The 14672-nt window shown below is 69.2% G+C and carries 13 protein-coding genes; 12 read left to right on the forward strand and 1 reads right to left on the reverse strand.

The features are described from left to right. Positions 1–49 precede the first annotated feature (49 nt). Entirely contained in the window at positions 50–907 is an 858-nt protein-coding gene (locus ACIO1C_RS17920) for a C40 family peptidase (protein ID WP_401864409.1), read from the reverse strand. Between the two features lie 854 nt (positions 908–1761). On the opposite strand from ACIO1C_RS17920, the gene ACIO1C_RS17925 reads away from it, so the two are divergent. Genes ACIO1C_RS17925 through nuoL form a run of 12 tightly spaced genes read left to right on the forward strand, consistent with a single transcriptional unit; the run spans position 1762 to position 14666 of the window. Continuing rightward, entirely contained in the window at positions 1762–2121 is a 360-nt protein-coding gene (locus ACIO1C_RS17925; protein ID WP_161310778.1) for an NADH-quinone oxidoreductase subunit A, read from the forward strand. 19 nt (positions 2122–2140) lie between these two features. After that, a complete protein-coding gene (locus ACIO1C_RS17930; protein ID WP_161310777.1) occupies positions 2141–2695 on the forward strand; it encodes an NADH-quinone oxidoreductase subunit B family protein in 555 nt (184 codons plus the stop codon). After that, the gene (locus ACIO1C_RS17935; protein ID WP_401864411.1) at positions 2692–3459 is read left to right on the forward strand and encodes an NADH-quinone oxidoreductase subunit C; all 768 of its coding nucleotides are present in this window, start codon (positions 2692–2694) and stop codon (positions 3457–3459) included. The genes ACIO1C_RS17930 and ACIO1C_RS17935 overlap by 4 nt, the downstream gene beginning before the upstream one ends. Then, positions 3459–4781 carry an NADH-quinone oxidoreductase subunit D gene (locus tag ACIO1C_RS17940; RefSeq protein ID WP_401864413.1) on the forward strand — a complete coding sequence of 441 codons (1323 nt, stop codon included), beginning with the start codon at positions 3459–3461 and terminating at the stop codon, positions 4779–4781. The genes ACIO1C_RS17935 and ACIO1C_RS17940 overlap by 1 nt, the downstream gene beginning before the upstream one ends. A 35-nt stretch (positions 4782–4816) precedes the next feature. Then, positions 4817–5677 (forward strand): NADH-quinone oxidoreductase subunit NuoE, encoded by an 861-nt coding sequence (gene nuoE / locus ACIO1C_RS17945; protein WP_401865068.1) that lies wholly within the window; start codon positions 4817–4819, stop codon positions 5675–5677. Continuing rightward, positions 5677–7038, forward strand: a complete 1362-nt coding sequence (nuoF, locus tag ACIO1C_RS17950; protein WP_401864415.1) for an NADH-quinone oxidoreductase subunit NuoF — start codon at positions 5677–5679, stop codon at positions 7036–7038. The genes nuoE and nuoF overlap by 1 nt, the downstream gene beginning before the upstream one ends. Then, positions 7035–9545 (forward strand): NADH-quinone oxidoreductase subunit G, encoded by a 2511-nt coding sequence (locus ACIO1C_RS17955; protein WP_401864418.1) that lies wholly within the window; start codon positions 7035–7037, stop codon positions 9543–9545. Before nuoF ends, ACIO1C_RS17955 begins: the two co-directional genes overlap by 4 nt. Further along, the gene (nuoH, locus tag ACIO1C_RS17960; RefSeq protein ID WP_401864420.1) at positions 9542–10951 is read left to right on the forward strand and encodes an NADH-quinone oxidoreductase subunit NuoH; all 1410 of its coding nucleotides are present in this window, start codon (positions 9542–9544) and stop codon (positions 10949–10951) included. The genes ACIO1C_RS17955 and nuoH overlap by 4 nt, the downstream gene beginning before the upstream one ends. Next, a complete protein-coding gene (gene nuoI / locus ACIO1C_RS17965; protein ID WP_401864422.1) occupies positions 10944–11636 on the forward strand; it encodes an NADH-quinone oxidoreductase subunit NuoI in 693 nt (230 codons plus the stop codon). Before nuoH ends, nuoI begins: the two co-directional genes overlap by 8 nt. After that, positions 11633–12460 (forward strand): NADH-quinone oxidoreductase subunit J, encoded by an 828-nt coding sequence (locus ACIO1C_RS17970; RefSeq protein ID WP_401864425.1) that lies wholly within the window; start codon positions 11633–11635, stop codon positions 12458–12460. The genes nuoI and ACIO1C_RS17970 overlap by 4 nt, the downstream gene beginning before the upstream one ends. Beyond that, entirely contained in the window at positions 12457–12756 is a 300-nt protein-coding gene (gene nuoK / locus ACIO1C_RS17975; RefSeq protein WP_161306881.1) for an NADH-quinone oxidoreductase subunit NuoK, read from the forward strand. Before ACIO1C_RS17970 ends, nuoK begins: the two co-directional genes overlap by 4 nt. 14 nt (positions 12757–12770) lie before the next feature. Continuing rightward, complete coding sequence (gene nuoL / locus ACIO1C_RS17980; protein ID WP_401864427.1) at positions 12771–14666, forward strand: NADH-quinone oxidoreductase subunit L; 1896 nt, start codon at positions 12771–12773, stop codon at positions 14664–14666. Positions 14667–14672: the final 6 nt, after the last annotated feature.

Genomic DNA, 14672 nt, shown 5'->3' on the forward strand with positions numbered 1-14672 from the left:
GGACGCGGGCCGTCGGAAGTAGTCAGAACGGCTCAGAACGGGCGAAAACTCAGAGCACCCGCACCGCACCGGTCGGCGGGTCCCAGTCCAGGGACTTCTCGACCACACCCGTGCCGGGGTTCTGCGCCCCCACGAACTCGCCGCCGCCCACATAGATCGCCGTGTGGTACGCGCTGCCCGCGCTTCCCCAGTACAGGATGTCGCCCGGCTGGAGGTTGCTGAGGGAGACCTGCGTGCCCGCGGTCGACTGGTCCTGCGAGACGCGCGGCAGATCCACACCGATCTGCTTGTACGCGGCCTGCACCAGACCCGAGCAGTCCCACGCGTTGGGGCCCGTCGAACCCATCACGTAGGCGTCGCCGACCTGCGCCCGGGCGAAGGCGATGAGGGCGCCCGCGGAGCCGGTGGCCGTCGAGGTGTACGAGGCGGTCTTGGCGGTGGTCGAGCCGGAGCTGCTGGAACTGCTGGAGCTCGCCGACTGCGTGGAGTACGTGGCCTTCTCGGCCGCTGCCTCCTTCGCCGCCTTGGCCTTGGCGGCCGCCTTCGCGGCGGCCTCTTCGCGCTTCTTCTCCGCCTCGGCCTTACGGATCGCCTCGGCCTTGGCCTTGGCCGTCTTGGCGGTCTCCGCGGCCTTCGTGGCCGCCGCGTCCTCCTGGGCCCGGAGTTCGAGGACGGACGCGACCTGCTGCGTGGCCGCCGCGGACTGCGCGACGCTGTCGGCGAGGCCGGCGGTCAGGGTGGGCATTTCGATGGTCTTCTCGGTCACCGGCTCGGCGTTCGCCGGCCCGGCGGCACCGGCGACCGCGATGCTGCTGAGAACACCCCCGGCAACTCCGGCACGGAGGGCCGTTTTCGACGCGCTGCGGCGGGGTTTCCGGTGGCTGGTTATCTGAGCGGTGTGGGACATGGTCATACCGCTATCAGGCGGTCCCGGGTGGGCGTCAAGAAACGTGTCCTGCGCCACATTTGCGGCTGGAATCTGTGAATCCGCTTTCGAACGGCCTTTATTGACGCCGTAACGGGCAAACCGGGCACACGTGATCATGGCTGTGATCACATGCTTTTCGTCAAACGCCCGAATTGCCCCTGACTTACCATCCCTTCACACCCTTGGCCAAGCCCGCCTTTTCGGGCAGTCGGCCGGAGTGGTACAGGTCACAGGATGGTCACCGCATTGCGACCGGATGGTTACGGCGCCACCGCGGCGCCCGCCGAAGGGGATCGGTGTCCGGATCGCGACCCGGGCCGCGACCCGGCCGCGGGCGAACTCGCTCGTCGTCCGCTCCTCTTCCTTGGACGCCGACCGACCCGTCCCAGTTGCTCGTGAATGCATGCACGTGTCCACCTCGCTCCCGCCCACCCCCTCGCCCGGGTGACGGCGGATGCCTTATCACCCGAAAGCGGTCCGTCGCCAATTTGCTTGTATATGCCATCGCTTGATAATGCGAACCCCCTCCCACCAGCGACGACCCGTGCGGATGTCACATCTCGTGACCGCCGGGACGCTTCGTGTGTGAAGATCACCGCTCATCCGACTTCATGATCCTTCGTCAGGTGGTGGAGATCACAAAGTCGGTGGCGTACCCCGTGTCGCAGATCACAGACCACCAGGCATAGGATGCGGGGCAGTCGGGCTTGTGAACTGCCTCACATGTACACGATCTTCGGTGATCCGGTGCCGGGAATCCGTGGTGGGGCGGCGACATGAAATCGCCCGGTGCGGTCCAACGGTCAAGGACGACTGGAAGGAGCTGAGGGGCGTTGAATGCCTACGCACCCATCCTCGTGCTCGGCGCGCTCGGTGCTGGGTTTGCGATCTTCTCCGTGGTCATGGCCACGCTTATCGGCCCAAGACGGTACAACCGGGCCAAACTTGAAGCGTACGAGTGTGGCATCGAGCCCACGCCGACGCCGGCCGGAGGCGGCCGCTTTCCCATCAAGTACTACCTGACGGCGATGCTCTTCATCGTCTTCGACATCGAGATCGTCTTCCTTTACCCCTGGGCCGTCACCTTCGACTCCCTGGGGATCTTCGGGCTCGTGGAGATGCTGCTCTTCGTGCTCACCGTCTTCGTCGCCTACGCGTATGTGTGGCGGCGGGGCGGTCTGGAATGGGACTAAAGGGGCTGAGGGGCCACCAATGGGACTCGAAGAGAAGCTGCCTAGCGGTTTCCTGCTGACCACGGTCGAACAGGCCTCGGGGTGGGTGCGGAAGTCCTCCGTATTCCCCGCCACCTTCGGCCTCGCCTGCTGCGCCATCGAGATGATGACGACCGGCGCCGGGCGGTACGACCTGGCACGGTTCGGCATGGAGGTCTTCCGCGGTTCGCCGCGCCAGGCCGACCTGATGATCGTGGCCGGGCGGGTGAGCCAGAAGATGGCGCCCGTCCTGCGGCAGGTCTACGACCAGATGCCGAACCCCAAGTGGGTGATCTCCATGGGGGTGTGCGCCTCGTCGGGCGGCATGTTCAACAACTACGCGATCGTGCAGGGCGTCGACCACATCGTGCCGGTCGACATCTACCTGCCCGGCTGCCCGCCGCGTCCCGAGATGCTGTTGGACGCCATTCTCAAGCTCCACGAGAAGATCCAGAACTCCAAGCTCGGGGTCAACGCCGAGGAGGCGGCCCGCGAGGCGGAGGAAGCGGCCCTCAAGGCGCTCCCGCTGATCGAGATGAAGGGGCTGCTGCGGTGAGCGGCGAGCAGCGTCCCGGCACGTCCGGGCAGAACAACGGGTCCGGAGCGGACGACCAGGACGGAAAGAACGTTCCCTCCGCGCGCGACGACCACGGTGAGGTCATCGGCGTACGGAAGGGCATGTTCGGCGCCAACAACGGCGGGGACACCTCCGGTTACGGCGGTCTGCGCAGGACGGTCAGCCTGCCGGGCTCGACCTCCCGCCCCTACGGCGGCCCCAACGGGGTCTTCGACCAGATCGCCGACGAGCTCGAAGGCGCGCTGGAGGAGCAGGGACTCGTCCCCGGCAACGCCATCGAGAAGACGGTCGTGGACCGCGGCGAGGTCACCTTCCACATCGCACGCGAGCACCTCGTCCAGGTCGCGCGCACCCTGCGCGACGACCCGGCGCTGCGCTTCGAGCTGTGTACGGGGGTGTCGGGCGTCCACTACCTCGGGGACAAGGGCCGTGAGCTGCACGCGGTCTACCACCTGCGCTCGCTCACCCACGGCCGGCTGATCCGCCTGGAGGTCTCGGCGCCCGACGCCGACCCGCACGTGCCGTCCCTGGTCTCGCTCTACCCGACCAACGACTGGCACGAGCGCGAGACGTACGACTTCTTCGGCCTGATCTTCGACGGCCACCCCGCCCTGACCCGGATCATGATGCCGGACGACTGGCAGGGCTTCCCGCAGCGCAAGGACTATCCGCTCGGCGGGATCGCCGTCGAGTACAAGGGCGCCCAGATCCCGGCTCCGGACCAGCGGAGGTCGTACTCCTGATGAGCACTTCACATGCGTCGGCCCGCGAGACCACCGAGGGCACCGTATATACGGTCACCGGTGGGGACTGGGACGAGGTCGTCCAGTCCGCCGCGAAGTCCGACGACGAGCGGATCATCGTCAACATGGGTCCCCAGCACCCGTCCACCCACGGGGTGCTGCGGCTGATCCTGGAGATCGAGGGCGAGACCGTCACCGAGGCCCGCTGCGGCATCGGCTATCTGCACACGGGCATCGAGAAGAACCTCGAATTCCGCAACTGGACGCAGGGCACCACCTTCGTCACGCGCATGGACTACCTGACGTCGTTCTTCAACGAGACGGCGTACTGCCTGGGCGTGGAGAAGCTGCTCGGCATCGAGGACGACATCCCGGACCGGGCCACCGCCATCCGCGTGCTGCTGATGGAGCTCAACCGGCTCTCCTCGCACCTGGTGTGCATCGCCACCGGCGGCATGGAGCTGGGCGCGACGACGATCATGATCTACGGATTCCGTGATCGTGAACTCATTCTCGATGCCTACGAGCTGATCACCGGCCTGCGCATGAACCACGCGTTCATCCGGCCCGGCGGACTCGCCCAGGACCTGCCCCCCGGCGCCGTCGACCAGCTGCGCGAGCTGCTGCGGACCCTGCGGAAGAACCTGCCCGAGTACGACAAGCTCGCCACCGGCAACCCCATCTTCAAGGCCCGGATGGAGGATGTCGGCTATCTCGACCTGACCGGCTGCATGGCGCTGGGCGCCACAGGCCCGATCCTGCGCGCCGCCGGACTCCCGCACGACCTGCGCAGGTCGGATCCGTACTGCGGTTACGAGACGTACGAGTTCGACGTCCCGACCGCCGACACCTGTGACGCGTACGGCCGCTTCCTCATCCGCCTGGAGGAGATGCGGCAGTCGCTGCGCATCGTCGAGCAGTGCCTGGACCGGCTGGCGCCGGGCCCGGTGATGGTCGCCGACAAGAAGATCGCCTGGCCCGCGCAGCTCGCGCTCGGACCCGACGGGCTCGGCAACTCGCTCGACCACATCAAGAACATCATGGGCACGTCCATGGAGGCTCTGATCCATCACTTCAAGCTGGTGACGGAGGGCTTCCGCGTGCCGGCCGGGCAGGCGTACGCCGCCGTGGAGTCGCCCAAGGGCGAACTGGGCGCGCACGTCGTCTCCGACGGGGGCACCCGCCCCTACCGGGTCCACTTCCGCGACCCGTCCTTCACCAATCTCCAGGCCATGGCGGCGATGTGCGAGGGCGGCCAGGTCGCCGACGTCATCGTCGCCGTCGCGTCCATCGACCCCGTGATGGGAGGCGTCGACCGGTGACCGTCCAGCCGACCAATTCCGAGGTCAGCCTGGGGATGCCCCAGCTGCCGGCCCCCGACTTCCCCGCCGACGTGCGCGCGCGGCTGGAGGCGGACGCCAGGGAGATCATCTCCCGTTACCCCGGCGCGCGTTCCGCGCTGCTGCCGCTCCTGCACCTCGTACAGGCGGAGGAGGGGTACGTCTCCCGTACGGGCATGGCCTTCTGCGCGGAGCTGCTCGACCTGACCACCGCCGAGGTCACCGCCGTCGCGACCTTCTACACCATGTACCGGCGCAAGCCGGGCGGTGACTACCAGGTCGGGGTCTGTACGAACACGCTCTGCGCGGTGATGGGCGGCGACGCCATCTTCGACGAGCTGAAGGAACACCTCGGCGTCGGCAACGATGAGACCACCGAGGACGGCAAGGTCACCCTCGAACACATCGAGTGCAACGCGGCCTGCGACTTCGCGCCCGTCGTGATGGTCAACTGGGAGTTCTTCGACAACCAGACCCCGCAGAGCGCCAAGCAGCTCGTCGACGACCTGCGCGCGGGCCTTCCCGTCGAGCCGACCAGGGGCGCGCCGCTCTGCACGTACAAGGACACCGAGCGGATCCTCGCCGGCTTCCCCGACGAGCGCCCCGGCGCCGTCGGGGCCACCGGCGGCGCGGGCCCCGCCTCGCTGATCGGCCTGCGGCTCGCCAAGGGCGAGGCCCCGCAGCGGGTGGTCAGGCCGCGCGACGGCGGGCACTCCCCGGACGCGCACCCGCAGGACGCGCCTCCTAAGGACGCGCACCCGAAGGACGCCCCGCCGCAGCCCGGGTCCCAGCACCTCAGCTCGCACGACGCACCGCAGCGGACCTCGGACTCCGATCCGGACCACCCGGCCGGGCCCACCGCCGAGGAGGGGGAGTGATGACGATGGCACCCGAGATCGACGAGAACGGCACCAGCCCCGAGAAGCTCCTCGCCCCCGTGCTGTCCGCGTTCTGGGACCAGCCGGAATCGTGGACGCTGGAGACGTACGAACGGCACGACGGGTACGAGGGCCTCAAGAAGGCCCTCGCCATGACGCCCGACGACCTCATCGCGTACGTGAAGGACGCGGGTCTGCGCGGCCGCGGCGGCGCCGGCTTCCCCACCGGGATGAAGTGGCAGTTCATCCCCCAGGGCGACGGCAAGCCGCACTACCTCGTCGTCAACGCGGACGAGTCGGAGCCCGGCACCTGCAAGGACATGCCGCTGCTCTTCGCCAACCCGCACTCCCTGATCGAGGGCATGGTGATCGCCTGTTACGCGATCCGCTCCTCGCACGCCTTCATCTACCTGCGCGGCGAGGTCGTCCCCGTCCTGCGCCGGCTGCACGAGGCCGTACGGGAGGCCTACGCGGCCGGCTATCTCGGCAAGAACATCCTGGGCAGCGGGATCGACCTCGACGTCGTCGTGCACGCGGGAGCGGGCGCGTACATCTGCGGGGAGGAGACCGCGCTGCTCGACTCGCTGGAGGGCCGCCGCGGACAGCCCCGGCTGCGTCCTCCCTTCCCCGCCGTGGCGGGTCTCTACGCGAGCCCCACCGTGGTGAACAACGTCGAGTCGATCGCGTCCGTTCCCGCGATCCTGCACCGCGGCAAGGAGTGGTTCCGCTCGATGGGCAGCGAGAAGTCCCCGGGCTTCACGCTCTACTCGCTCAGCGGCCACGTCACCAGCCCCGGCCAGTACGAGGGCCCCATGGGCCTCACCCTGCGGCAGCTGCTCGACATGGGCGGCGGCATCAGGGCGGGCCACCGGCTCAAGTTCTGGACGCCGGGCGGCTCCTCGACCCCGATGTTCACCGAAGAACACCTCGACGTCCCGCTGGACTACGAGGGCGTCGGCGCGGCCGGCTCGATGCTCGGCACGAAGGCGCTCCAGTGCTTCGACGAGACGACCTGTGTCGTACGGGCCGTCACGCGCTGGACCGAGTTCTACGCCCACGAGTCCTGCGGCAAGTGCACCCCCTGCCGCGAAGGCACGTACTGGCTCGTGCAGTTGCTCCGGGACATCGAGGCCGGCAAGGGCGAGATGTCCGACCTCGACAAGCTCAACGACATCGCCGACACGATCAACGGCAAGTCGTTCTGCGCGCTCGGCGACGGCGCCGCCGCCCCGATCTTCTCCTCGCTCAAGTACTTCCGCGACGAGTACGAGCAGCACATCACGGGCAAGGGCTGCCCCTTCGACCCCGCGAAGTCCACCGCGTGGGCAGACCGGAACCCGCACCAGGAGGTGAACGCATGACAGTCACCACGTCGGCCCCCTCCGGAGGCGGCGAGGCGGCGCTCCCGCCGGAAGACCTCGTCTCGCTGACGATCGACGGCATCGAGATCTCCGTCCCCAAGGGGACGCTGGTCATCCGCGCCGCCGAGCTGCTCGGCATCGAGATCCCGCGTTTCTGCGACCATCCGCTGCTCGACCCGGTCGGCGCCTGCCGCCAGTGCATCGTGGAGGTGGAGGGCCAGCGCAAGCCGATGGCCTCCTGCACCATCACCTGCACCGACGGCATGGTCGTCAAGTCGCAGCTCAGCTCGCCCGTCGCCGAGAAGGCGCAGCGCGGCGTGATGGAGCTGCTGCTCATCAACCACCCGCTGGACTGCCCGGTCTGCGACAAGGGCGGCGAGTGTCCGCTCCAGAACCAGGCCATGCAGGTCGGCGAGCCGGACACCCGCTTCGAGGGCAAGAAGCGTACGTACGAGAAGCCCGTCCCGATCTCCACCCAGGTGCTGCTGGACCGCGAGCGGTGTGTGCTCTGCGCGCGCTGCACCCGCTTCTCCGAGCAGATCGCGGGCGACCCGATGATCGAGCTGCTGGAGCGCGGGGCGCTCGAACAGGTCGGCACCGGCGAGGGCGACCCCTTCGTGTCGTACTTCTCCGGCAACACCATCCAGATCTGCCCGGTCGGCGCGCTGACCTCGGCGGCGTACCGCTTCCGGTCGCGCCCGTTCGACCTGGTCTCCTCGCCGAGCGTGTGCGAGCACTGCGCGGGCGGCTGCGCGACCCGTACCGACCACCGGCGCGGCAAGGTCATGCGGCGGATGGCGGCGGACGACCCCGAGGTGAACGAGGAATGGGTCTGCGACAAGGGGCGGTTCGGCTTCCGCTACGCGCAGAAGCCCGACCGGCTCACCACCCCGCTGGTCAGGAACGCGGACGGTGACCTGGAGCCGGCGAGCTGGCCCGAGGCGCTGGAGGCCGCGGCCCTGGGGCTGGCCGCCGCGCGCGGCCGGGCGGGGGTGCTGGCCGGTGGCCGGCTGACCGTCGAGGACGCGTACGCGTACGCCAAGTTCGCCCGGGTCGCGCTCGACACGAACGACGTCGACTTCCGCGCGCGGGTGCACAGCAGCGAGGAGGCCGACTTCCTGGCCGCCCATGTGGCGGGCCGGGGACGGGACCTGGACGGTACGGGGATCACGTACACCACGCTGGAGAAGGCACCGGCCGTCCTGCTCGCGGGCTTCGAGTCCGAGGAGGAGGCGCCCGGCGTCTTCCTGCGGCTGCGCAAGGCCGCGCGCAAGCACGGACAGCGGACGTTCTCGCTGGCCACGCACGCCACACCGGGCCTGGAGAAGGCCGGGGGCACGCTGCTCCCCGCCGCCCCCGGCACGGAGACCGACTGGCTGGACGCCCTCGCGGGCAACACCGCCCTGGACGGGGACGGCGCGAAGGCCGCCGAGGCGCTCCGCGCGCCCGGCGCCGTGATCGTCGTCGGCGAACGGCTCGCCGCCGTGCCCGGCGGCCTCACCGCCGCCGCCCGCGCCTCGGTCGCCACCGGCGCCCAGCTGGTGTGGATCCCGCGGCGGGCCGGCGAGCGCGGCGCGGTGGAGGCGGGCGCGCTGCCGTCGCTGCTGCCCGGCGGACGCCCGGCCACGGACCCGCGGGCCCGTGAGGAGACCGCCGCGGTCTGGGGCGTACGCGAACTGCCGCACGCCTACGGCCGCGACACCGGCCAGATCGTCGAGGCCGCCGCGACCGGCGAGCTGGGCGCGCTGGTCGTCGCGGGGGTCGAGCTCGCGGACCTGCCGGACCCGGCGGGCGCGCGGGCCGCGCTGGACGCGGTCGGCTTCCTGGTCTCGCTGGAGCTGCGGCCGAGCGAGGTCACCGACCGGGCGGACGTTGTCTTCCCGGTGGCGGCCGTCGCCGAGAAGCCCGGCACGTTCCTCAACTGGGAAGGCAGGGCGCGGCTGTTCGAGGCGGCGCTCAAGCCCGAGCAGATGACGCGGCGCCTGGCCCCGTCCGACGCGCGTGTCCTCCACATGCTGGCCGACGCCCTGGACGTACATTTCGCGCTGCCGGACCTCAGGGCCGTACGTGCCGAACTGGACCGGCTCGGCGGCTGGGACGGCTCCCGGGCCACCGCGCCGCGCGAGTCGGCGCGTCCGGTGCCGCGCCCCGGCGACGGCGAGGCGGTCCTCGCGGGCCACCGGCTGCTGCTCGACCAGGGCCTGCTCCAGCAGGGCGACGAGGCGCTGGCCGGCACCCGGCACGCCGCGGTCGCCCGGCTCTCCGCCACGACGGCCGCCGAGACCGGGGTCAAGGACGGCGACGCGCTGGCCGTCACGGGCCCGGCGGGCACGGTCACCCTCCCGCTGCGGGTCACGGTGATGCCCGACCGCGTGGTCTGGGTGCCGCTGAACTCCACGGGCCGCGGCATCCCGGCGGACACCGGCTCCCAGCCGGGAACGCTGGTCCGTATCGCCCCGGCCGGCGCGCCGGTCGCGGACGCAGAAGCGCCGGAGGTGCGCGCATGACCGCCTTCGCCCCACTCGCGGCGGCTCCTCACACCGTCCACACCGTCCTCGCCGCCGAGGACCTGTCGCTGTTCGGCCGCGACCCGTGGTGGCTCGTGGTCGTCAAGGCCGTGTTCTGCTTCGCCTTCCTGATGATCACCGTGCTGTTCTCCATCGTGTGGGAGCGCAAGGTCGTGGCCTGGATGCAGCTGCGGATCGGCCCCAACCGGCACGGTCCCTGGGGCATGCTCCAGTCGCTCGCCGACGGCATCAAGCTGATGCTCAAGGAAGACCTGATCGTCAAGCGCGCGGACAAGGTCGTCTACGTCCTCGCGCCGATCGTCGCCGCGGTCCCGGCGTTCATGGCGATCGCGGTGATCCCGTTCGGCCCGTCGGGCAACGAGGTCTCCATCTTCGGCCAGCGCACCACGATGCAGCTGACCGACCTGCCGATCGCGATGCTCTACGTCCTCGCGATCGCCTCGGTCGGCATCTACGGCATCGTCCTGGCGGGCTGGTCCTCCGGGTCGACGTACCCGCTGCTCGGCGGGCTGCGCTCGGCCGCGCAGATGATCTCGTACGAGATCGCCATGGGCGCCGCGTTCGCCTCCGTCTTCCTCTACTCGGGGTCGATGTCGACCTCGGCGATCGTGGAGGCGCAGGCGGACCGCTGGTACATCGTGCTGCTGCCGGTCTCCTTCATCATCTACATCATCACGATGGTCGGCGAGACCAACCGCGCCCCCTTCGACATGCCGGAGTCCGAGGGCGACCTCGTCGGCGGCTTCAACACCGAGTACTCGTCCATCAAGTTCGCGATGTTCATGCTCGCCGAGTACGTCAACATGGTCACCGTCTCGGCCGTCGCGACCACGCTCTTCCTCGGCGGCTGGCGCGCTCCGTGGCCCATCTCCACCTTCTGGGAGAACGCGAACCACGGCTGGTGGCCGATGCTCTGGTTCATCGTCAAGGTCCAGCTGCTGCTCTTCTTCTTCATCTGGCTGCGCGGCACGCTGCCGCGCGTGCGCTACGACCAGTTGATGAAGCTGGGCTGGAAGGTCCTGATCCCGGTCTCGGTGGTCTGGCTGATGCTGGTCGCGACCGTACGGGCCCTGCGCAACGAGAACTACGACTTCCAGTCGATCGTGCTGTACGTCGGCGGGGCGGTCATCGCGATCCTGCTGCTCTCCTTCGTCGCCGACATCTTCCGCGACAAGAAGGAGCGGGCCGACGCCGAACGGGAGCCGGAGCCACCGGCCTTCGACCCGATGGCGGGCGGATTCCCCGTACCACCGCTGCCGGGGCAGACGCTGCCACCGGTGCCCCGCAGGCGGCCGCGCACGGAGCGCGAGCTCGTTGTCAGTGGTGGGGTCGACACTGTGAGTGACGGTACCGAGAGTGACGGAAAGGAGGCTGACAGTGTCTGACTCTTCGCAGGACTCCACGCGGGGCTCTTCGCACGACTCTTCGCACGACGCTTCGCAGGCGGAGAACCCCCGCGCCCCGAAGAACCCGGTCGCGGGCTTCGGCGTGACCTTCAAGGCCATGTTCAAGAAGCGGCTGACCGAGCAGTACCCGGAGCAGCAGAAGGTGACGGCGCCGCGCTTCCACGGCCGTCACCAGCTGAACCGGCATCCGGACGGCCTGGAGAAGTGCATCGGCTGCGAGCTGTGCGCCTGGGCGTGTCCGGCGGACGCGATCTATGTGGAGGGCGCGGACAACACCGAGGAGGAGCGCTACTCCCCGGGGGAGCGCTACGGCCGCGTCTACCAGATCAACTACGCGCGCTGCATCCTGTGCGGCCTGTGCATCGAGGCCTGCCCGACCCGGGCGCTCACGATGACCAACGAGTTCGAGCTGGCCGACAGCTCGCGCGAGAGCCTCATCTACACGAAGGAGCAGCTCCTCGCGGGCCTGGAGGAGGGCATGGTCGAGTCGCCGCACTCGATCTTCCCGGGCACGGACGAGCAGGACTACTACCGGGGTCTGGTCACCGAGGCCGCGCCCGGCACGGTCCGTCAGGTGGCGCTGACCAAGGGCGAACGGCCGCAGGAGGCCGCGTCCACCTTCGGTGAGGACGAGCCGGCGTCGAAGAAGGTGATCGGGTCGTGAACGCACTCGCAGCCTCCACCACCCTCGCCGCCTCCGCCACGTCGACGGGCGAGGCCGTCCAGTTCTGGATCCTCGGTACGGTCGCGGTGATCGGCGCCTTCGCCACGATCCTCATGAAGAGGGCCGTGCACAGCGCGCTGAGCCTGGCCGCCACGATGATCATCCTGGCCGTCTTCTACCTGGCCAACGGCGCGTACTTCCTGGGCGTCGTCCAGATCATCGTCTACACCGGCGCGATCATGATGCTGTTCCTCTTCGTGGTCATGCTGGTCGGTGTCACCGCGGCGGACTCCCTCAAGGAGACGCTCAAGGGCCAGCGCTGGCTGGCCCTGGTCTGCGGACTCGGCTTCGGCGCCCTGCTCATCGGGGGCATCGGCAACGCGTCGCTGAACTCGTTCGCCGGGCTCGGCCAGGCCAACGCCGGCGGCAACGTCGAGGGACTGGCCGCGCTGATCTTCACCCGGTACGTGTTCGCCTTCGAGATCACCGGCGCGCTGCTGATCACCGCGGCCGTCGGCGCCATGGTCCTCACCCACCGCGAGCGCACCGAACGGGCGCTGACCCAGCGGGAGATGGCCGAGGACCGCGTCCGCAAGGGCATCCAGCTGCCACCGCTGCCCGCGCCGGGCGTCTACGCCCGGCACAACGCGGTGGACATCCCGGGCCTGCTGCCGGACGGCACGATCTCCGAGCTGACCGTCAACAAGACCCTCAAGGACCGCGGCCAGATCCGTGACGTGTCGAGCGAGGCCATCGCGGACCTCAAGGCGCTGGAGCAGCGGTCCACCGACCGGCTCGGCCGCGAGGAGGAGATCAAGCGATGAACCCGGTCCACTACCTCTACCTCGCGTCGCTGCTCTTCACCATCGGTGCCACCGGTGTGCTGATCCGGCGCAACGCGATCGTGGTGTTCATGTGCATCGAGCTGATGCTCAACGCCTGCAATCTCGCGTTTGTCGCCTTCGCCCGGCTGCACGGCAACCTCGACGGGCAGGTCATCGCCTTCTTCGTGATGGTCGTCGCCGCCGCGGAGGTCGTGGTCGGGCTCGCGATCATCGTGTCGCTCTTCCGCTCCCGCCACTCGGCCTCGGTCGACGACGCCAGCCTGATGAAGCTCTGAGGGGTCGCTGAATCGTGGAGAACTTGATTGCGCTGCTCATCGCGGCGCCTCTGCTCGGAGCGGCGGTCCTGCTGTGCGGCGGGCGCCGGCTCGACCGCCTGGGCCACTGGCTCGGTACGGCGCTGGCCGGCGCGGCGTTCGTGATCGGCGTGGTGCTGTTCAGCGACATGCTCGGCAGGAGCGGTGAGGACCGCGCCCTGCACCAGCACCTGTTCAGCTGGATCCCCGTCGAGGGCTTCCAGGCGGACGTCGCCTTCCAGCTCGACCAGCTGTCGATGACGTTCGTCCTGCTGATCACCGGTGTGGGCACGCTGATCCACATCTACTCGATCGGGTACATGGAGCACGACGAGCGGCGCCGCCGCTTCTTCGGCTACCTGAACCTGTTCCTGGCGGCGATGCTGCTGCTGGTCCTCGCCGACAACTACCTGCTGCTGTACATGGGCTGGGAGGGCGTGGGCCTCGCCTCGTACCTGCTGATCGGGTTCTGGCAGCACAAGCCCAGCGCCGCCACCGCCGCGAAGAAGGCCTTCCTGGTCAACCGCGTCGGTGACGTGGGCCTGTCGATCGCGATCATGCTGATGTTCACGACCTTCGGGACCTTCGCCTTCGGCCCGGTGCTGGAGAACGCGACCGACGCCTCCGAGGGCAAGCTGACGGCCATCGGTCTGATGCTGCTGCTCGCCGCGTGCGGCAAGTCGGCCCAGGTGCCGCTCCAGTCCTGGCTCGGTGACGCGATGGAGGGCCCGACCCCGGTCTCGGCCCTGATCCACGCGGCGACGATGGTGACCGCGGGCGTCTACCTGATCACCCGCTCCGGCGCGATCTTCAACGGGGCGCCCGACGCCCAGCTGGCGGTCGTGGTGGTCGGCGCGGTGACGCTCCTCTTCGGTGCGATCGTCGGTTGCGCGAAGGACGACATCAAGAAGGCCCTGGCCGGATCGACGATGTCGCAGATCGGATACATGATCCTGGCGGCGGGCCTCGGCCCGATCGGGTATGTCTTCGCGATCATGCACCTGGTGACACACGGCTTCTTCAAGGCCGGGCTCTTCCTCGGCGCCGGTTCGGTCATGCACGGCATGAACGACGAGGTGGACATGAGGAAGTACGGCGGCCTGCGGAAGTACATGCCGGTCACGTTCGTCACCTTCGGCCTCGGCTATCTGGCGATCATCGGCTTCCCCGGCCTCTCCGGCTTCTGGTCCAAGGACAAGATCATCGAAGCGGCCTTCGCCAAGGGCGGCACGGAGGGCTGGATCCTCGGCGCCGTCACCCTGCTGGGCGCCGCGATCACCGCGTACTACATGACCCGCGTGATGCTGATGACCTTCTTCGGCGAGAAGCGCTGGGAGCCGGACGCCGAAGGCCACGAGCCGCACCCGCACGAGTCGCCCAAGTCGATGACGATCCCGATGATCGTGCTCGCCTTCGGCTCGGTCTTCGCGGGTGGCCTGTTCTCCCTGAACAGCGCGTTCGTGAACTGGCTGGAGCCCGTCACCGGACACGACCACGGCCACTCGCCGGTCAGCGCCGCGACGGTCACCGCCTCCACGGTCGTGGTGCTCCTCATCGGCGTCGGCATCGCCTGGGCGCAGTACGGCAGGCGCCCGGTGCCCAAGCTCGCCCCGCGCGGCTCGCTGCTCACCCGCGCCGCCCGCCGCGACCTCCTCCAGGACGACTTCAACCACGTCGTCCTGGTCCGCGGCGGCGAACACCTCACCCGCTCCCTGGTGTACGTCGACCACACCCTGGTCGACGGCGTGGTCAACGGCACCGCGGCGTCCTTCGGCGGGCTCTCGGGCCGGCTGCGCAAGCTCCAGAACGGTTACGCCCGCTCCTATGCGGTCTCGATGCTCGGAGGTACGGCAGTGCTCATCGCCGCGACCCTGCTGATGAGGGCGGTGTAAACGGAC

The sequence above is a fragment of the Streptomyces sp. NPDC087420 genome (assembly GCF_044744165.1).
In the GTDB taxonomy this organism is placed as follows: domain Bacteria; phylum Actinomycetota; class Actinomycetes; order Streptomycetales; family Streptomycetaceae; genus Streptomyces.

Bases quoted from the DNA above. Each gene is read 5' to 3' on its own strand.
- ACIO1C_RS17920 (WP_401864409.1), bottom strand. From the start codon at position 907: ATGTCCCACACCGCTCAGATAACCAGCCACCGGAAACCCCGCCGCAGC.
- ACIO1C_RS17930 (WP_161310777.1), top strand. From the start codon at position 2,141: ATGGGACTCGAAGAGAAGCTGCCTAGCGGTTTCCTGCTGACCACGGTC.
- ACIO1C_RS17940 (WP_401864413.1), top strand. From the start codon at position 3,459: ATGAGCACTTCACATGCGTCGGCCCGCGAGACCACCGAGGGCACCGTA.
- nuoE (WP_401865068.1), top strand. From the start codon at position 4,817: ATGCCCCAGCTGCCGGCCCCCGACTTCCCCGCCGACGTGCGCGCGCGG.
- nuoF (WP_401864415.1), top strand. From the start codon at position 5,677: ATGACGATGGCACCCGAGATCGACGAGAACGGCACCAGCCCCGAGAAG.
- ACIO1C_RS17955 (WP_401864418.1), top strand. From the start codon at position 7,035: ATGACAGTCACCACGTCGGCCCCCTCCGGAGGCGGCGAGGCGGCGCTC.
- nuoH (WP_401864420.1), top strand. From the start codon at position 9,542: ATGACCGCCTTCGCCCCACTCGCGGCGGCTCCTCACACCGTCCACACC.
- nuoK (WP_161306881.1), top strand. From the start codon at position 12,457: ATGAACCCGGTCCACTACCTCTACCTCGCGTCGCTGCTCTTCACCATC.